Origin of the sequence: Bradyrhizobium sp. (assembly GCF_035652035.1) — a bacterium.
Taxonomy (GTDB): domain Bacteria; phylum Pseudomonadota; class Alphaproteobacteria; order Rhizobiales; family Xanthobacteraceae; genus Bradyrhizobium.
Genome location: NZ_DASREO010000002.1, coordinates 119,236 through 137,858 on the forward strand (window position 1 = coordinate 119,236; position 18,623 = coordinate 137,858).

Genomic DNA, 18,623 nt, shown 5'->3' on the forward strand with positions numbered 1-18,623 from the left:
GAAGCATTTTTGGCGCCGTTCGCTAACGGCCTCACGTCGCTCGGCCTGCTAGGGCGCTATGCGCTCCTCACCATGAGGGGCTAGCCTTGTTTCGCCAGCTTCCGCAGCATCGCGTCGTAAGCGAGCTTGATGCGGCGCACCGCGGGGTCCTTGTAGAGAAATCCCTCGTTGCGGGCATGGACCAGCATCGAGGCATTGACCTCGAACACGACGACATTGCCGGTCGCATCCAGCCCGCAATCAATGCCGAAATAGTCGAGACCGACGCGCTCGCGAATGGCGTGCAGCGCCTGCATCTGCTCGGTGCCGAACACGGTGGCGGAGCCGTTCAGGAATGCCGCCTCCTCCTGCTGCATCCATGGCTGATGCGCCATGTCGGTATTGATGTGATGCAGTTTCCATTCGCGCCCGATGCAGAGGTGGTAGGGCAGAATCTGGTCGTCGACGAAGATGAACCGGTATTTCCGGAAATGACCGTCGGCGGACACGTAGTCGATATATTCGATCAGGTAGTGGTCGTGATCGGGCCGCTGCGACAGGAAGGCCGACAGCGCCGCCAAATCTTCAACCTTTTCGAAATCGTCGCCGCCATGGGTCCCGACCGGGCGGGCAAGACAGGCTGAAGCGAAAGGCGGCATCGCTTTCAGCGCGGCCTCACAATGGTCCGCTCCCGCCTTCAGCCGCAAGGCCTGCGGAATGCGGCAGGTGGGAATTCCGGCAAGCAGCGTGGCCACGGCATCGCGCGTTGTCTGTTGCACCTTGCGCGGATGGTTGACCACCGGCAGGCCGAAGCGGTCGACGAGATCGGCCGCGAGCGGCAGCAACGCTTCGGTCTGGTCGGCATCCGAGACAAGGTTGACGACGAGTTGGACGTCTCGCGCAAGCGCCGCCGCGTCATAGTCGCGATCGGGAAACAGCGACAGCGTGTCGGTGTCGAAAAACGCGTCCTGGAATAGATATTCGGTCGGCGTGTTGCCGCCGAACGGCGCGTACAATGAGAGCACGCGAAATTCGGCCGGCTGCTTCACCGCCGGCCGCTTGATCAGCGGCTCGATCCGCGCGGCTTGCGCATAAGCGGCCTGAGCCGCCTTGTCGTCGCCCAAGGACTGCTTGAGCGCACCGATCCAGTTGATGCTCGCGGCGTCGTTGGGATTGAGGGCAACGGCTTCGCGGAAGCTTGCGATCGCGGAATCGATTTCGTTCAGCTCGAAAAGAGTCTTGCCGAGCAGATGATGGATACCGGCGTCCTGCGGGCGTTCGCCCTTCAGCTCGAGCAGGATCGCCTTGGCGATGACAAATTGCTTGCCCGCCATCAGCGCGTGAACCATGTTGGCGCGCGCCGCCCAGTGGCGGGGATTGAGCTTGAGCGCCTGAAGGTAGAGATCGATCGCCCGCTGATGCTGCCCGCAGCGCAAATGCAGGTCGGCGAAACTGCACCAGCAATTGGTCAGATGCGGCGCAATCTTCAAAGCCGCCTGGTAATTGACGGCTGCGAGCTGCGCGTCTCCGGTGGCAGCAGCCACGTTGCCGAGCTTGGCGTAGAGATCGGCCATCGTCTCGGCGGATTCGGTTCCAGCCTTTTCAGCCTCACGCAGTCCATGCTGGAAAGCTGATATCGCCTCCGCCGCGCGTCCATCGCGGAATAGTTGCACGCCGTCACGCAGATATTTCTGGACGATCGAGCCTTCGGTTTCAGCAGTCGGGGAAGCGCCGGCCAATGACGTGGTCTGCATGTCTGTCGCCTTCGGGTCGGCCGATCATTCCGCTGGAAAAGCCTGCTTCGAGCTTTGCCAACTCTTGGTTAACAAGATGTTACCGGCGGGGATGCACAGCGAGAAGCAAGAGCCGGACGCTCGGAAGGCGGCCCTAATTCTTGCGGCCGACCATCTCGAACACCGCGCCCGGACTATTGTCGTTAAAGCGCAGGTCGAACTCGTGCAGGTTGGCGATGGCGGCCGCGATGCTCAAACCCAGCCCGCTGCCGGGAACGCGGTGGCCGCTCGATGTACGGTAGAAACGCTGAAATATCTTGTCACGTTCGCCCGGTTCGACGCCGACGCCGCTGTCGCGCACCCGCACCACCGGCAGGCCGTCCTCGCGGATCACCGAGATGCTGACCGCGCCGTGGTCGGGCGTGAACTTGATGGCATTGCCGATCAGGTTCGACACCGCCTCGCGCATCAGGTCGCCGTCACCGAGGATCTGGACCGGCGAGTGGCTTTCCAGCGTCATCTTGATCGATTTCGATTCGGCCAGCGGTTCGTAGAACTCGAAAAGGTCGGTGCAGATCGCCGACAGATCGATCAGCTGGAAGTTGCGCGACTTCGGACTGTATTCGACATCGGCCAGGCGGAGCAGCGCTGCCACCGCGAGCATCGCCCTGTCGATATGCGACAACGCCTGCTTCACGACCGAGCGAAGTTGCTCATCGCTTGAACTTTCAAGCCCGCGCTCGAGCTGGGCATGAACGACCGAAAGCGGGCTGCGCAGGTCATGGGCGATGTTGTCGCCCACGCCCTTGAGCTGCACCAGAAGGCGTCCGATCTCGTCGAGCATCAGGTTCACGTCACGCGATACCTTGTCGATCGGATCGCGCCCCGAGCCAATCGGCAATCGCAAATCCGTATCTCCCTTCATGATCCGGGCGATGGCGTCGTGAATGGTGGTGAGACGGCGCGAGGAGCGGCGCGCGAAGTAGGCGCCGATCGCAAGCGCCAGCAACAGCATCGGTGCGAGGCCGGCGAGCAGAGCGCTCTGCACGATGCGGCGGAAGGCCAGGGTTTCAAGCAGGCTTCGACCCAGCAGCATGATATTGCCGTCGGGCCTCTGGCGCGCCACGAAGATCGCCGGCTCCAGACGGTTGTCGCTGCCTGGCACGCGTATCGCACGGACGAAGTGCGCCTTGCCGTCCACCGGTATGTTCGGCAGGGCATCGACATTGCCGAACATGAACTTTTGTTCGGCATCGAACAGCGCGGCATAGTCGATGCGCCGCAGGTCGTTGGTCAGCCTGACGTCGAATGCGGTCCTCAGTTCGGCGACCGGACGATCGACGCTCTTGGCCGCCTCGGCCTCGAGAATGATCCGGTTCCTCGATTCGTTCGCCTCGCCGATCCGCAAGTACACGAGCGCGAAAACCGCCGTGGTCGCCACCGTCGTGACAAGCACGAAGGCAAGCGCGACGCGCACCGCCGAGGAGCGGAGAAATTCAAGCATTCGCGTTCAGCATGAAGCCCGCTCCGCGTATATTGACGATCAGCGAGGGCATCCCTTTGGTGTCGATCTTTTTCCGCAAGTTTGAGATGTGGACGTCGACGACGTTGGTCTCGAGTGAAAAGTGATACTGCCAGACTTCCTGCAACAGCATGGCGCGCGTGATGACCCGTCCGGGATGGCGCAGGAAATATTCCAGCAGCCGAAATTCGCGCGGCAGCAATTCGATCCTGACGCCGCTGCGATGGACGGTCTTTTCGATCAGATCCATTTCGAGATCGCCGACGCGCAGCTTGGTCGTGCGCACGTCGTCAAGCCGGCGCAGCATCGCCTCGACCCGGGCGAACAGCTCGACCATCGCAAACGGCTTGGTCAGGTAATCGTCGCCGCCCGCTTTCAGGCCTTTGACCTTCTCGTCGACGGAGGACAGCGCCGAGATGACCAGAACGGGTACCTTGACGCCTTCCTTGCGCAAGGCTTCCAGCGTCACCAGACTATCCTCGCCGAACACAATCCGGTCCATGATCATCATGGCGGCGTCGCCGACCCGCGCCGCATCGGCGGCTTGCGCGATGGAGGCGGGACGCACGAGGTAGCCCTGACTTTCGAGCCGACCCTTGATCTCGTCCGACATCGCCTGCTCGTCCTCGACGAGGACGATGGTCTGCGCACGGGTCTCAGGTTTGTTCGTCAACGATTCGATCCCTTTCCTTAACGAACGGTCAGGGGGTCATTCCCGGCGGTGGTAGCGGCGGGCGCTCATGCGGAGGGTCCTGCGCGAGGCGCTTGACCGCCGCGATGAATGCCGGATCCGGATGCCTGACCGGCGGGATGACCTCGTCCAGCGGCCAGCCGCCGCCGAGCGCCTTATAAAGCGCCACAAAGCTGTCGCCCGCAAGCCGCACTACCTCGGCGCGTTGCTGCTCCAGGGTAAATTGTTGCCGCTCCGCGTCCAGCACGTTGAGGAAGTCGGTGAGGCCGCGATCGTAGCGCTCGGTCGCCACCTTGGTCGCCTGACGGGCAGCGTCCAGCGCCAGGTCCAGGCTGCGCAGGCTTTGACGGAAACCCTGATAGGCGGCATTCGCTTCGTCCACCTGCTGGATCGCAACCAGAATGTTCTGCTTGTAGGCCGCCGCAAGTTCATGCGCCCGGTAGTCCGCGATCTCGATCCTGGCGTCGAGCGCGCCGAAGTCGAGGATCGGAGCCGTCAGCGCCGGTCCAACCGAACCGATCCAGGTGATCGGGATGGTCGACCCCGAACGGGGACCGGTCTGCGCGCCCGCGCCGGCAGTGATCGCCACGCTCGGGAACAGGTCCGCCGTGCGAGCGTCGATATCGGACACCGCGGCGGCGAGCGCCCGTTCGGCCTCGCGAATGTCGGGGCGGCGGCGCAACAGGTCGACCGGAGTTCCGGCTGGCGCCCGCGCCGGCAGGCGCGGCACCGCCGCCGTACGTTGCAGACGGCGAGCTATGGTTTCGGGATACTCGCCGACCAGAACGGCAATCGCATAGGCATTCGCGGCGATCTGCGCCTTGAGCGGCTCGACGTCGGCCTGCAAGGTTTCGACCTGCCGCTTGGCGAGCAAGACGTCGAGTTCGTTGGTCAAGCCGCGCTCAAGGCGGGTTTGGGCAAGGTCCTGCACCTTTCGCGACGCTTCGATGTTGCGATAGAGAATTTGCAGCCGGTCCTGGCGCGCGCGCAGGTCGAAATAGAGGCGGGTGACGTCTGCCGCGATCACCACGTACACCCAGTCGCGCGCTTCCTTCAGCGCCTCGGTCGTGTAGACCTGCGCCTGGAGGCGGTTGGCAATCTTGCCGAAGAAGTCGATTTCCCATTCGGCATCAAGACCACCGATCGCACTGAGCGTCTTCAGGCCCGTGGTGTTTTCGCCATTGCGCAAGGGTTGTGCGGCTCTTCCTCTCGTGTTGTCGGTTCCGGTACCAACACCGCCGCCGGCGCTGGCGTTGAGCTCAGGCACGGCCTGCGCGCCGATCACGATTAGCTGCAGCCGCGCCTGTTGCAGACGGTCGAGCGCGATCTTGAGATCGAGGTTGTTCTCGATCGTCAGCTCGATCAGGCTGTTGAGCTGCGCATCGTGCAGGGTCCTCCACCATTGCCACGCTTCCGGGCTGGCGGGCGACGGCGCTCCGTTGCCCGCGGGCGGGGTCGTGAAGCTGGCGGGAATGGCAGCATCGGGCGTGAAATATTCAGGGCCAACCGAGCATCCCGCCAATGCTCCGGCGCATACGATCACACAAGCGAGACCTTGGACTCTCATGCACCTATTCCAGACGCTATGTCTCTCGACAGGCGCGAGACCAGATATCGCCAATTGGACGTGGTCCGCTGCACCGGCGTCAACCCACCCGGCAAACTTTGGCGGACCGTGTTGTGAAAACGCAACGGAGGCTGCTCATCGCACTTCAGCCTCGTGCGCCGGGGACGGCGCCGCATCCTTCGAGACGCGGACCTGCTCGCCCTGCGACAGGGAATCCGGCGGGCTGTTGATGACCGTGTCCGAAGGGCTAAGACCGGCAAGCACCTCAAACTCGGTTCCGAGGTTGCGACCGAGCTTGATCGAGCGCAATTCGACCTTGTCGCCGGGACCGAGCAGCGCAACTTGCGCGCCGGCCTCGCGGAAGATCAGCGCACTGGTCGGGATTCGCAGCGTGCCGGGAGTGTCGGCGAGATTGAAACGAACCTGGGCGAACGTGCCCGGCTGCAGCAGATTGTCGTTGTTATCGGCGTGGAGTTCGACCAGCAGGGTTCGTGCCGTCTTGTTGATGGCCTCCGACGTCGTCGACACCACCGCTTTGAAGGTCTTGTCCGGATATTGCGGCAGCGTCATCTCGGCTGTGAGACCGGCGCGCATGTTGGACGATATTTCCTGGGGCACCTGCACAAACACGCGCATTTCGTGCACGTCGGCAACCCGAAACAGCTGGGGCCCGGTGCCGCCGCCGACGCCGCTGCCGGCATTGATCAGGGCGCCGACATCGGTGTTGCGTTGGGTCACGATCCCGTCGAACGGCGCTCTTATGCGCTTGAAATGCTCAAGCGCGGTGAGCCGGTCGACCTCGCTCTGGTTGACATTGGCCTCCGCGATGGCTGCCTTGTAACGGGCATCGGCGCTGCCGAACTCCGCCTTCTTCGATTCAGTCTCCTGTTCGGAAACGACGCCCTTCGGCGACTCGCGCCAGCGGGTGTAGGTCGTCTCGGCGAAATTGCGCTCGGCCTCTCTCACCTTGACCTGCGCTTGGGCCGAATTGAGCTTAGCTTGTGCCGCCGCCAATTGCGCATCGAGATCGGGCGCGTCGATTTCGGCGAGCAACTCCCCCTTTTTGACGTGCGCGCCAAAATCGAAATACCAGTCCTTCAGATAGCCGCTGACCCGCGCGTAGATCGGGGCCTCGAACCACGCCTCGATATCGCCCGGAAGGGCGATTTGCTGGCCGGTGACCCCCTGCTTGGGCGTAATCGTGGCGACGGTCGGTATCGCCAATTCGGCGGTCCATTTCGCGACTTCGTTTTCCTGCTGGCGGCGCCAGATGATGCCGGCCACCGCGATGCCGATCGCGACGAGAAGCGCGATGCCGCCGATCCAGCGCGCCCGGCTCGGCGGCGCGGCTATCTTGTCCGGTCGGGTGTCCGATTCCGTCGGCGCGTGATGCGGATGAGAATCAAGCAAAGTATTTCTCCCAGGTCATCGGCTCGCTCACTCGATGGCCGCGCCAGCTGTCGCGGAGCCGCTGGTCTTGCGGTGAAGAACGCTGAAGACGACTGGAACAAAGAACAGCGTCGCGACGGTTGCGACGGCAAGTCCGCCGATGACGGCACGGCCGAGCGGCGCGTTCTGTTCGCCACCCTCGCCCATTGCCAGCGCCATCGGAATCATGCCGATGATCATTGCGAGCGCCGTCATTAGCACGGGGCGGAACCGGGTAAAGCCGGATTCCAGCGCTGCTGTCGTGGCGTTCAGGCCATTTTGCAGACCCTCGCGGGCGAAACTGACCAAGAGAATACTGTTGGCGGTTGCAATGCCCATGCACATGATCGCGCCAGTCAAAGCCGGAACCGACAGCGTAGTACCGGTCATGAACAGCGTCCAGACGATGCCGGCCAACGCTCCCGGCAGCGCGGTAATGATGATGAAGGGATCGAGCCAGGACTGGAAGTTGACGACGATGACGAGATAGATCAGCACGACCGCGCCGGCAAGGCCGATGAAGAGCTGGCTGTAGGCGGTATTCATGGTTTGAACCTGGCCGCGCACGATCGTGTAGGAGCCGCGCGGCAGGTCTTTCTTGCTCTCAGCCAATATTTTATCGATGTCGCGCGAGACGGCGCCGAGGTCGCGCCCCTGGATATCGCCGAAGATGTCGATCACCGGCTGCACGTTATAGTGAGACACGACGCCCGCGCTCGGTCCCTGGCTGATTTTTGCTAGCCCGCCCAGATAGCGCTGCGCGCTCGCGCCATTCTCCGACGTCGTGATCGGGATATTGGACAAGTCGGAAATGCTGTTGACGCGGTATTGCGGCATCTGGGCAACGATCGGATAGGACACGCCGTTTTCCGGGTTGAGCCAGAAATTCGGCTTCACCTGGCCGCTGCCGGACAGCGTGACGAGAAGGCTGTTGGCGACGTCGCGCTGGGTCAGGCCGACGTCGGCGGCCATGGTACGGTCGACATCGATATTGATCTGCGGATAGTTGAAGATCTGCTGGATGCGAAGGTCGGCGATGCCGGCCACGTTGCGAATCTTCTTCATGACGTTGTTGGCGTATTCGTAATTTTCTTTTTGCTTGTTGCCGACGATCTGCACGTCGATCGGTGCGGGCAATCCGAAATTGAGAATCTGCGACACGATGTCGGCAGGCAGGAACGAGAACGTGGTGCCGGGGAATTTCTGCGGCAGGATCGTGCGCAACTTCTTGACGTAATGGGCCGTGGGGCCGTGGTCCTCCTTCAACGTGATCAGCGCATCGCCATCTTCAGGACCGATCGTGCCGGTGTTCTGATAGGCCATGTTGATGCCGGAAAACGGCAGGCCGATATTGTCCACGATGTTGGCGAGTTCGTCCGGCGGAATCGTCCCGCGCACCGTCTGCTCGACCTGCTCGAACAGGCGGGCCATCTCCTCGATCCGCGTGCCGGGCTGGCCGCGTACATGCATCAGGATCTGGCCGGAATCGACGGCGGGAAAGAAATTCGAACCCAGAAACGGGGCGAGGCCGAACGAGAGCACGACGCATGCAAGGAAGATCGTGATGAAGGCTTTCGGCGCCTCGAGCGCCTTGACCAGCAGCGTACGATATCCCGCACGGAAGCGTTCGAAGCGCTTTTCAAAACCTTGCTGGAACCGCAGCAGCGGATTGCGCGAGCGGATCGGCAGCCTGTCGTGGCCGATGTCGGTCTCGATCGCATGATGATGCGCGCTCATCAGATAGTTCGCCATCGTCGGCACGAGCGTGCGCGACAGGATGAACGAGCCGAGCAACGCGAACACCACAGCTTCGGCAAGCGGCCGGAACAGATAGCCGGCGACGCCGCCGAGTTGGAACATCGGCACGAACACGATGCACAGGCACAGCAAGGTAACGAAGGCCGGAATCACGATCTGCTGCGCGCCGTCGAGAATCGCGGGTTCGATCTCCTTGCCCTGCTCGAGGTGGTAGTTGATGTTTTCGATCGTCACCGTGCCGTCGTCGACCAGGATGCCGACGGCGAGCGCAAGTCCGCCGAGCGTCATCACGTTGATGGTCTCGCCCATCAGCGACAGCGCGGTCAACGAAAACAGCACGGCGAGCGGAATTTCAGTGAGAATGATGACGGTCGAGCGCCAGCTGCCGAGAAACAGAAGGATCATCACGCCGACCAGCGCCGCCGCCAGCACCGCCTCGCGGATGACGCCGAACACGGCCGCCTTGACGAACACGGACTGGTCGCCCACGGCTTCGAGATTGAGACTCGAAGGCAAGCTCTCTTTGACCCGCGTCAGCAGCGACTTGACACCGTCGATCACGTCGAGCGTCGATGCGGCACCAGCCTTCAAGATGGTCATCAGCACCGCGCGCGAGCCGTTGACGCGCACGAGGTTGGTCTGGGGCGGCGAGCCCTGGTGAACGTAGGCGACGTCGCGCACGAAGATCACGGTGCCGTTGGACTTCTTGACCGGCAGATCATTGATCTTTTCGAGATTGACGGGGCTTGCATTGAGCGAGACGTTCCAGTCGAACTTGCCGATCTTCTGGTCGCCCGCCGGAAGAATCAGGTTCTGCACCGAAACGGCGTTGACGACGTCTTCCGCCGAGACGCCATGCGCCTGCATCGCCTGCTGATCGAGATCGATCTGGACCTGCAGCACCTGGCCGCCATAGGGCGAAGGCACGGCGGCGCCGCGCACCGTCGCAAGCTGCGGGCGGATGAAGTTCTGCCCGAGATCGAATAGCCGCATCTCCGGAAGCTGCTTGCTCGATAGCGCCAATTGCAGGATCGGCACGCTGGAGGCGTTGTACATCAGGACGTATGGCGGCGTGATGCCGGGCGGCAGCAATTTCAGCACCGTCTGCGAGGACGCCGTAACCTGCGCCATCGCGGCCGAGATATTGACGTCCTTCTGGAAGAAGACCTTGATCACGCCGTAGCCGGCGAGCGACTGCGACTCGACATGTTCGATGTTGCTGACCTGGGCGGTGAGGAAGCGCTCGTAGTAGTAGATCACTCGGCCGGACATGTCGTTCGGCGGCAGTCCGTTATAGCTCCAGACGACGGCGATGACCGGGATGTTGATGTTCGGAAAGATGTCAGTCGGGGTGGTCAGCGCGGAGCGAATGCCGAACAGCGCGATCAGCACTGCAAGCACCACGAACGTATACGGGCGCCTGAGCGCGGTCAGGACGATCCACACGGCGCTAACCTCCCGGGAACTGGCCGAGGCGTCGCCGGCAGCCTAAACGGTTGCGATCAGGATTCAACGATCTCAGAGAGGAATTCGCCGTTCCCCCCCAGGTCTGGATGGATAACTTCATGATGAACGCTTGTATCCTTCCAGACACCCGACGCAGTGTCGAACGCGCGAAACCTCGAGTGAGACCGGCCTGGTCGGGCGGGATCGCACGCATCCACCGCCCCGCAGGGAAAATGAGGACGCTGCTGCACCGCCACAACTAATATAAAATTTATAGATCGATCAGCGTGTTCCGCGACATTCCCAGCCTAGACTTTAGGCCAAATCCGGCAGGCGCGGAAAGCAATCGCGAGCGCGCAAAACGCTGGAAAAAGACGATGGAATTCCGCTGCTTTGCACGGCTGTCACAAGCGCGCGTCTTTGGGACGAGTTAGGTGCCGGTCACGACTTGCGAGGCCGGCCGCGCTTGGCAAACACCACCCCGCGCTTGTCGGCGGAGCGGCGCAGTGCGCCCGCCGCTTTGAGCGCCTCGTTGCGCTCTGGCCCGGGCGCCATCTGACGCGCGAGCTCGAGCGCGTCCGCGGCCACCTCGTCCTTTTCCAGCCGATCGCGATCGGATGGGCGTGGCGGATCCTTGCTCATCGCCCCAACAGCACTCCCATGCCCCATGTCGTCTTTGTGTAAGGTGACGCCTGCATCACGGGTTGGCTGAAAGATTGGCGCGATTCACCAACCCCGTCAACATTGTGTTCCGTCAGGCGGAATGCACTGCACAACATTGATTCCACGATCAATTTTTCATGCCGGTGATCGAGGACGAGACCGCGCGGGGATCGCGCTGCGGCCAGCGCCCGCTTTCGGCCTGAGCCAGAAATTCACTGACGATCCGGTTGTATTCTTCCGGCTCCTCGATGTTGATCGCATGGCCCGAATTCGGGATCACCGAAAGCGCCGCCGAGGCAATGTTCTGCTTCATCAGAATCCCCGGCAGAAGGCACGGCCAGTCTTCGTCGCCGGTGATGATCAGCGTCGGCACGGTGATGCGCTTCATCTCCTCGACGAGCGTGTAGAGCGAGGGCCGCTCCTTCTGCACGCCTTGCTGGGTATTGGCCGAGCCCAGGTTCGAATGTTCGGCCAGCATCTTCTTGAACTCGGCATGGCCGCGCGGGTCCTTGTTTTCATACTGCACGCGCGTCGGGCCATAGGCGTAGCGCTCGGCGAACGCCGCCATGCCATCCTTCCGAAGCGAAGCCGCGATCACGTCAGCCTCGGCGCGGAAGATCTCGCGCTTGTCGGGCTCAGCGCCGTAGCCGCAGCCGCCGATGCAAAGCGACAGCGCGCGGCTGTGGTGGCGAATGCCGAAATGCAGCGTCGCAAAGCCGCCCATCGATAACCCGACGATATGCGCTTTCGGCGCCTTGATGTGATCGAGCACGGCGAGGATGTCATCCGCCGCGCGGGCCTGCGAGTAGGAAGCAACATTCTCCGGCACGTCGGACGGCGGAAAGCCGCGCGCGTTATAGGCGATGGCGCGATAGCGCTTGCCGAAGTGCCGCATCTGCGGCTCGTAGCTGCGGAGGTCACCGGCGAATTCATGCACGAAGATCACCGGCTGGCCCGAGCCGGTTTCCTCGAAATAGAGGCGTACCCCGTCGTCTGTCGTTGCATATGGCATGGTGTTCTCCCTGCTTCTCGTTGAACGTCCTGTTGATCTTCTACACCGCAAGATTCTTTGGCGGTTTGTTGCGTGAAAGATACGTGCCGTGGCCTTTGGCGCCAACGAGCTTGCCATCGTCGACCACGACCTTTCCGCGCACCATGGTCAGCACCGGCCAGCCCGTCACTTCGATTCCCTCATAGGGCGTGTAGTCCGAACCGTCATGGATCAGATCGTGACGAATAGTGACCTTGCGCTCCGGGTCCCAGATCGCAATGTCGGCATCCGATCCGACCGCGATCGTGCCCTTCTTCGGATAGAGGCCGTAGATCTTGGCGTGATTGGTGGCGCTGAAGGCGACAAAGCTGTTGAGATCGATGCGACCCTTGACGACGCCTTCCGAGAATAGAATTGGCAACCGCGTCGCGACGCCCGGAATCCCGTTCGGCACCCAGCGGAAACTGGTGCGCCCCTTCGGCACCAGCTTGCCTTGCGGGTCGTCGTAGCGGAACGGACAGTGATCGCTGGAGAAGACCGAAAACACCTTCTGCTGCAGGCCTTCCCAGCATGCCTTCTGGCTGGCTTCGTCGCGCGGCGGCGGCGAGCAGACGTATTTGGCGCCTTCCATGTTGAGCTTGTCGAGGTCCTTCTCGGTCAAGACCAGATATTGCGGACAGGTTTCGCCCAGGACTTTCAGCCCGCGCTGCTGGGCGCGGCGGATTTCGTCCATCGCTTCGCGATTGGAGACATGCACGATCATGATCGGCACGTCGATCAGTTCGGACAGCGAGATCGCGCGGTGCGTGGCTTCGCGCTCAACCGGTATCGGCCGCGAAGTCGCATGAAAGCGCGTCGCGGTTTGGCCTGAGCGTTCGAGACGATCGGTGAGAAACTTGATGGCGTCGAAATTCTCCGCATGCACCATCAGCATCGCGCCGGTCTCGCGTGCCACCGACATGGTCTCCAAAAGCTCGCGATCCGACAGCGCCAGCCCCTCATAGGTCATGAAGACTTTCAGCGAGGTGTAGCCGTCTTCGACAAGCGCCGGCAGTTCCTGGCCCAGCACATGTTCGGTCGGATCCGACACGATCAGATGGAAGGACACGTCGACATGGCATTCGCCTTCGGCCAGCGCATGATATTTGCGCAGCGCTTCGCGCAAGGTCTGCCCCTTCTCTTGCAGGCAGAACGGCAGCACCGTGGTATTGCCGCCAAAGGCCGCGGAGCGCGTGCCCGACGCAAATCCGTCCGCCATGACGATGCCCTCGCCCGACGGCTGCGCGAAATGAACATGACTGTCGATGCCACCCGGCAGCACCAGGCGTCCGGTCGCGTCGATCATGTTCTCCGCCGTGCCAAGGTCGTTGCCGAGGGCTGCGATCTTGCCGCCAAAAATACCGACGTCGCAGGAAAACGTGTCGGCCGCGGTGACCACCGTGCCGCCGCGGATGATGGTATCGAACCGCATCAGCGCCCCCTCTCGTTGGTGTCGCGGTGCTCGATCACGGCGGCGAGCGGCTCGCTGAGTCCAATCGTCGGTTTAGGACCAGGACGCTGGAAGGTGCCGGCGCGCGCTTTAAGCGGCTTGAGCACGGCGAGCGTTTCCGCCTGCCGCACGGCGGCAGAGATGGGATCGATCAGTGGAACCGGAATGCGGTCTTTGATCTTGTCGGCCAGCCCCGACAAAGGCGCACCCGACAGGATCACGACGTCGGCTTGGTCCTGTTCGACTGCGGCATTGGCAAGTCGCACCAGCACTTCTTCCTTCTCGGATTGAACGTCCGAGATCGATTGAAACGCTTCGTCGAGCGCGCGGATGCCGGCGCAGCGCTTCTCAAGACCGTGCATCGCCACGCATTCCTCGTACCAGGGTGCAAGCGTGCGCGAAAACGTCACGATCGCAAACTTTCGCCCGACCATACAAGCGGTCAGCATCGCGGCCTCAGCAAGACCGACAATCGGGAAAGCGAACAATTCGCGTGCGCCGAACAAGCCGGGATCGCCGAAGGCGGCAATGATCGCGGCATCGAAGCTCGGCCCGGCCTCGGCAAGCATTTCCAGCGCGATCGCGCCGCCGATCTGAGCCTCGGCGCGGGTCGCAATATAAGGCACGCCACGTCTGGCAGTCATCGCCACCAGCTCCGTGCCCGGCGAAGCGGCGCGGTGACCAGCGGCATAAAGCAGGCCGGTCACTTCCGCCGTGGTGTTGGGGTTGAGCAGAAGGATCTTCACGGCACAGCCTCCTTGTTCGTCAGCGCCTCAGCCACGGTTTCACCGGTGCGGCGAACGTGCTGGCCCAGCAGACGGCCTGCCCGCTCGGCATCACGCGCCTTCAATGCGGCGAGGATTTGCCGATGCTCGCGCACCGATTCATCCCAGCGGCCATGGGCCGACAGCGCAAAAAAGCGCGCCCGCTCGGCGCGCGCCAGCAGCGCATCGTGCGAGGTCTTCAGCACGCTGTTGCGGGAAAAGTCGACGATGGTCGAATGGATCTGCTGGTTGATCTCGAAATAGGCGCGCAATTCACCGCGATCGTGATGCCGCTCGATCCGCTTCTGCAACGCCTCTAACCGCTGCACGTCCGATGCCGTCATGCGCTGCGCGGCCAATTCCGCCGCACAGCGCTCGATACCGCTGACGGCCTCGAACAGTTCAGAAAGTTCTTCCAGACGCAACGATGCGACGACCGCGCCGCGATTGAGTCGAAGCTCGACCAGACCTTCGGCGGCAAGCTGCTTCAGCGCTTCGCGGAGCGGCGTGCGCGAAATGCCGAGCGCCTCAGAGAGGCTGACCTCAAGCAGCGGCTCGCCGGGCAAGAGATCGCCGCGCACGATCAGCGTGCGGAGTTTTTTGGCGGCCTGTTCGTGCAGGCCCGTGCGTGGAACGCGCAATGCGCGTCGTTGCAACGCGGTCACGCCGCTGCGGCGCTTCGGCGCTTTTCGCTCTGATTTGAGATTGGTTGCAGTCACGGCGGCTCACGGATGTTGAGAGAGGACAGAGGCGGCGGCAGGCAGCAAACGCGGATCAGCGAATACGCTGCCCCAGCCGCGGATAACGCGCGGATCGACGCCGGCAGCAATCAGGCACGCCCACAGCGTGACGGCGATCGAATCGTAGACGCCAATGCCGAGCTTTCGCTCCAGAGGTTCAGCGACTTTCGCGCCGCGCATGTTGGTGCAGAGCACGACGACCGCATCGGCGCCTTCGCCTGCGACCTCCTCACACAGCCGCGCCACCTCGGCCTCGGGCACTTCGGCAAAGGAAAAGTTGTCCGCCAGCGACAGGTGCCGCTCGGCGATGCAATGCAGTCCCTGCGAGCGCCAGACAGCCATGATCCGCTCTTGCACATCGACCGTGTAGGGCGACACCAATCCGATCCGCGCGGCGCGCAATTGCCGGAACAGGTCGCGATAGGCGAGCACCGTCGTGCAGGCGAGAATCCCGGTTGCTTCCGTGATGCGTTCGCACAACCGTTCGTCGCGGTCGAAGCCGAGCCAGCTTGCCGACGTTCCGTTCCAGGCGATGACGTCGACCTTGGCGTGCGCGAGCAGCTCGGCCGCGCGCAGGATTTCGCTATGGTCGAACTGCGCTTTCGAGGACTCCGACAGCGCAATCTCCGTCACCCTGAAGCGCGAGAAATGCGCCGAGACGCCGTCTGCGCCTGCCAGCATCGCACAGGTCAACGGCTCGAGCGCCGTGTTCGACGAGGGCGTGAGCATGCCGAGCCGTTTCATGCGTCACCTCGAACCAGCGCCGCGCTCACACCGGCAGCCGGCGGCTATAGTCGATCAGGGTCGAGCAGATCAGCAGAGCCACACCGGCGAACGCAAAATACATCATCGCCAGGAAGTAGGAGCCGGTCGCTTGCACGATAAGGCCGACGATCAGCGGGGTCGTGATGCCCGCGATATTGCCGCCGAGATTCATGCAGCCGCCGAGGAAGCCTGCCTTTGCCCGGCCCGCGAGCGCCGCAGGGATCACCCAGTACATGCCGCACCAGCGCAGGAAGAACAGCGTCGTGGAGAGCAGCACGACGACCAGGATGGCATCCCTGGTAAAGGCGACGAGAAAGATCGAGATCGTCACCATGATCGCCGCAATTCCAAACAGCGCGCGGTAGACGAGGTTTGGCGAGCCGCCACTCTCACGCCAGCGATCGCCGATCCAGCCGCCGATCAGTTCGCCGATGAAGCCCGCAAAGAAGATGATGAAGGACGTATTGCCGAGCGACTTGATGTCGAGATTGTGCACCTTGAACAGATAGGTCGGCATCCAGGTGAGCAGGCCGTAGAACGTCACGTTGAAGAAGAACCAGCCCAGGCACATGCACCAGACCGAGCGGAATTTGAAATAGGCGACCCAGCTTCCGCCCGACGACGGCGTCGAGGCCGCATCTTCCAGCGCATGCGCCTTTTCGATATAGCGCGCTTCCGCTTCATTGACCGAGGGATGCTCGCGCGGCGAGTTGCGGATGTAGTACCAGGCCCACAGGCCGCACAGCATCGTGCCGACGCCGGCAATGACAAAGGCCGCGCGCCATGAGTTGAACGCCGCGATCAGCCAGGCGATCACGATCGAGCCGAGCGCTGCACCAAGCGGCGCGCCGCCGTCGAGCAAGGTCGCGCCGCGCCCGCGTTCGGTCTGCGTCATCCAGAGACCGTTGAGTTTGCCGCCCGCGGGGTAGATCGGCGCTTCCGACGCGCCGAGGCCGAGCCGGGTCAACAGCAACACAAACCAGTTGGTCGCCATCGCTGCGATCGCCTGGAACGCACCCCAGAACACGGTTGCCAGCGCCACGACGATCCGCGGCTTGAAGCGGTCGGCCAACATGCCGCCTGGCACCTGCATGAAGGCATAGGTCCAGAAGAACGAGGAGAGGATCAGCCCCTGCCACGCCGGATCGATATCGAATTCCTTCGAGATCAGCGGCATCGCGACCGACAGCGAGGCGCGATCGATGTAGTTCACCGAAACCAGGAACAGCAGCAGGAAAAAGATCTTCCAGCGCACGCTGGTCGGTTTGACGGCGCCCGCCGCCGCGATGACCTGTTCACTCATGGCTCTCCCCAACGCCGGCGTTGTGCGACCGTCGCCATTGACGATCGGCAGCTATCGGCGAGGCGAAGTCTGCGACAAGGCGAAACAGGCGGCAACGACATTTTGCATGCTGCATGCAATATCTTTTAACATGATGATATTAAGATACTTTTTGTGACACGAATGACGCGGTCGCTGTGCTTTTAAACTTGGCTGATGAATGCTTGGGCGGTTTCTTGGGCGGTTTGGCGTGGCTTGGGCACGCTACGTGTCGCGGCCCGCCGCCGTTCCGTCAGCCATGAGATTGCGTCCCTTCCGCTCGACGATCATTCGATAGGCGCGTGGCTGGCGATGGACATCGAAATTGAAAGTGGTGCGCTTGTAGGAGTTGCAGAGATCGAGATCGCAGCGCGCCAGCGCGATCTCATCGCCCTTGGTCGTGCAGCTGGCTACGACTTCGCCTGACGGCGCGATGATGCAGCTTCCGCCGATCTGGTCCACGCCTTCCTCGACGCCTGCTTTTGCAACGCCGACCACAAAGGTCCCGTTCTGATAGGCGCCCGCCTGCATCACGAGTTGATTGTGGAACAGCGAAAGATCGTCGTGCTCCGGCGCCGGCGGATTGTGGACCGGCGTGTTGTAGCCGATCATCACCATCTCGACGCCTTGAAGTCCCATGACCCGGTAGGTCTCGCTCCAGCGGCGATCGTTGCAGATCGCCATCCCCATCACGCCACCGAACGCCTCGACCACACCGAAGCGATCGCCAGGCTCGAAATAGCGTTTCTCGAGATGCTGGAATTTCCGCCACGGCTCGTGCTCGCCATGGCCCGGCAAGTGAACCTTGCGGTATTTCGTGACGATGGCGCCGCTCTTGTCGACCAGAATCGACGCGTTGTAGCGATGGACGGCGCCCTCCTCGATCGCCAATTCGCCGTAGCCGAGATAAAAACCGATTCCGAGTTCGGCCGCGAGGTCGAACAATGGCCGCGTCTCCGGCCCCGGCATTTCCCGCTCGAAGAAGCGGTCGATTTCCGCCTGATCCTCGATGTACCAGCGCGGAAAGAACGTCGTCAGCGCCAATTCCGGATAGACGATCAGATCGCATCCGCTTTCGCGCGCCTGGCGCATCAAGGCGGACAGGCGCGCCACCACGTGCGCCCGCGTTTCGTTTCTGGCGATGGGACCGAGCTGGCCCGCTGCTACGTTGATCAATCGCACTGCAAAAATCTCCACCATCGCGCAGCCGCTGTGACTGGTTCATCCAGCCAGCCGGAGGGATGACTTTACGTGAGGCGGCCGGCAATTTCGATACCGCCGCAAAGAGCCAAACGCAGTTTGATATCGCTCACATCTGGATCATGATGCCGGGGACGCAATTGGCAGGAAGGCACATGTTTCAGGCACAGGATACGAATTTCCGCGAGCGCGTGCGGGCGAGCTTTGCGCGCCAACAGGTCATGGCGACGCTCGGCATCGAAATGGTTCATGTCGAGCCGGGCGAAGTCCATCTGACCATGCCGCCGAATCCGGCGTTCACGCAGCAACACGGCTTCATGCACGCCGGCATCATCACGACCGCGCTCGACAGCGCCTGCGGCTATGCGGCGTTCTCGCTGATGCCGGCGGACGCCGCCGTGCTGACCGTGGAATTCAAGACCAATCTGCTCGCGCCCGCCAAAGGCGAGCGATTCGTCTTCCGCGCCCACGTCATCAAACCGGGGCGCACGCTGACCATCTGCGACGCGCAGGCGCTGGCGCTGGAAGGATCCAGCGAAAAGCTGGTGGCGACGATGACCGGCACG

At 62.5% G+C, this 18,623-nt stretch carries 15 protein-coding genes; 1 reads left to right on the forward strand and 14 read right to left on the reverse strand.

Features of this window, described 5'->3' with window-relative positions:
* Positions 1-80: 80 nt before the first annotated feature.
* The 14 genes from VFB05_RS00790 to VFB05_RS00855 form a co-directional block, all read right to left on the reverse strand.
* The gene (locus tag VFB05_RS00790) at positions 81-1,733 is read right to left on the reverse strand and encodes a tetratricopeptide repeat protein (protein ID WP_325007703.1); all 1,653 of its coding nucleotides are present in this window, start codon (positions 1,731-1,733) and stop codon (positions 81-83) included.
* A 133-nt stretch (positions 1,734-1,866) separates the two neighbouring features.
* Entirely contained in the window at positions 1,867-3,216 is a 1,350-nt protein-coding gene (locus VFB05_RS00795; RefSeq protein WP_325007705.1) for a HAMP domain-containing sensor histidine kinase, read from the reverse strand.
* Positions 3,209-3,907 carry a response regulator transcription factor gene (locus tag VFB05_RS00800; protein WP_325007707.1) on the reverse strand — a complete coding sequence of 233 codons (699 nt, stop codon included), beginning with the start codon at positions 3,905-3,907 and terminating at the stop codon, positions 3,209-3,211. Before VFB05_RS00800 ends, VFB05_RS00795 begins: the two co-directional genes overlap by 8 nt.
* Positions 3,908-3,935: 28 nt before the next feature.
* Positions 3,936-5,492, reverse strand: coding sequence for an efflux transporter outer membrane subunit (locus VFB05_RS00805; RefSeq protein ID WP_325007709.1), 1,557 nt, complete (start codon positions 5,490-5,492; stop codon positions 3,936-3,938).
* A gap of 135 nt (positions 5,493-5,627) precedes the next feature.
* The gene (locus tag VFB05_RS00810; RefSeq protein WP_325007711.1) at positions 5,628-6,902 is read right to left on the reverse strand and encodes an efflux RND transporter periplasmic adaptor subunit; all 1,275 of its coding nucleotides are present in this window, start codon (positions 6,900-6,902) and stop codon (positions 5,628-5,630) included.
* Positions 6,903-6,929: 27 nt separating this feature from the next.
* Positions 6,930-10,124, reverse strand: a complete 3,195-nt coding sequence (locus tag VFB05_RS00815) for an efflux RND transporter permease subunit (RefSeq protein ID WP_325007714.1) — start codon at positions 10,122-10,124, stop codon at positions 6,930-6,932.
* A 441-nt stretch (positions 10,125-10,565) separates the two neighbouring features.
* Entirely contained in the window at positions 10,566-10,766 is a 201-nt protein-coding gene (locus VFB05_RS00820) for a hypothetical protein (protein ID WP_325007716.1), read from the reverse strand.
* Between the two features lie 148 nt (positions 10,767-10,914).
* Positions 10,915-11,799 (reverse strand): alpha/beta hydrolase, encoded by an 885-nt coding sequence (locus VFB05_RS00825; RefSeq protein ID WP_325007718.1) that lies wholly within the window; start codon positions 11,797-11,799, stop codon positions 10,915-10,917.
* 40 nt (positions 11,800-11,839) lie between these two features.
* Complete coding sequence (gene hydA, locus VFB05_RS00830; RefSeq protein ID WP_325007720.1) at positions 11,840-13,249, reverse strand: dihydropyrimidinase; 1,410 nt, start codon at positions 13,247-13,249, stop codon at positions 11,840-11,842.
* Complete coding sequence (locus VFB05_RS00835; protein ID WP_325007723.1) at positions 13,249-14,013, reverse strand: aspartate/glutamate racemase family protein; 765 nt, start codon at positions 14,011-14,013, stop codon at positions 13,249-13,251. The genes hydA and VFB05_RS00835 overlap by 1 nt, the downstream gene beginning before the upstream one ends.
* Positions 14,010-14,750, reverse strand: coding sequence for a GntR family transcriptional regulator (locus VFB05_RS00840; RefSeq protein WP_325007726.1), 741 nt, complete (start codon positions 14,748-14,750; stop codon positions 14,010-14,012). The genes VFB05_RS00835 and VFB05_RS00840 overlap by 4 nt, the downstream gene beginning before the upstream one ends.
* A gap of 6 nt (positions 14,751-14,756) precedes the next feature.
* Positions 14,757-15,515: a maleate cis-trans isomerase family protein gene (locus VFB05_RS00845; RefSeq protein WP_325007728.1), complete on the reverse strand. Its 759-nt coding sequence runs from the start codon at positions 15,513-15,515 to the stop codon at positions 14,757-14,759.
* 25 nt (positions 15,516-15,540) lie between these two features.
* Complete coding sequence (locus VFB05_RS00850) at positions 15,541-16,839, reverse strand: MFS transporter (RefSeq protein ID WP_325007730.1); 1,299 nt, start codon at positions 16,837-16,839, stop codon at positions 15,541-15,543.
* A gap of 243 nt (positions 16,840-17,082) precedes the next feature.
* On the reverse strand, positions 17,083-18,030 hold the full coding sequence (locus VFB05_RS00855; RefSeq protein ID WP_325007752.1) for an N-carbamoyl-D-amino-acid hydrolase: 948 nt from the start codon (positions 18,028-18,030) through the stop codon (positions 17,083-17,085).
* Between the two features lie 182 nt (positions 18,031-18,212).
* Here VFB05_RS00855 and VFB05_RS00860 point away from each other — a divergent pair.
* Positions 18,213-18,623 (forward strand): PaaI family thioesterase (locus tag VFB05_RS00860; protein ID WP_325007733.1); only part of this gene is annotated, 411 nt, incomplete at its 3' end.

Coding starts and splice junctions, on each gene's coding strand:
- VFB05_RS00790 (WP_325007703.1), bottom strand. CDS start 1,733: ATGCAGACCACGTCATTGGCCGGCGCTTCCCCGACTGCTGAAACCGAA.
- VFB05_RS00850 (WP_325007730.1), bottom strand. CDS start 16,839: ATGAGTGAACAGGTCATCGCGGCGGCGGGCGCCGTCAAACCGACCAGC.
- VFB05_RS00820 (WP_325007716.1), bottom strand. CDS start 10,766: ATGAGCAAGGATCCGCCACGCCCATCCGATCGCGATCGGCTGGAAAAG.
- VFB05_RS00845 (WP_325007728.1), bottom strand. CDS start 15,515: ATGAAACGGCTCGGCATGCTCACGCCCTCGTCGAACACGGCGCTCGAG.
- hydA (WP_325007720.1), bottom strand. CDS start 13,249: ATGCGGTTCGATACCATCATCCGCGGCGGCACGGTGGTCACCGCGGCC.
- VFB05_RS00825 (WP_325007718.1), bottom strand. CDS start 11,799: ATGCCATATGCAACGACAGACGACGGGGTACGCCTCTATTTCGAGGAA.
- VFB05_RS00805 (WP_325007709.1), bottom strand. CDS start 5,492: ATGAGAGTCCAAGGTCTCGCTTGTGTGATCGTATGCGCCGGAGCATTG.
- VFB05_RS00795 (WP_325007705.1), bottom strand. CDS start 3,216: ATGCTTGAATTTCTCCGCTCCTCGGCGGTGCGCGTCGCGCTTGCCTTC.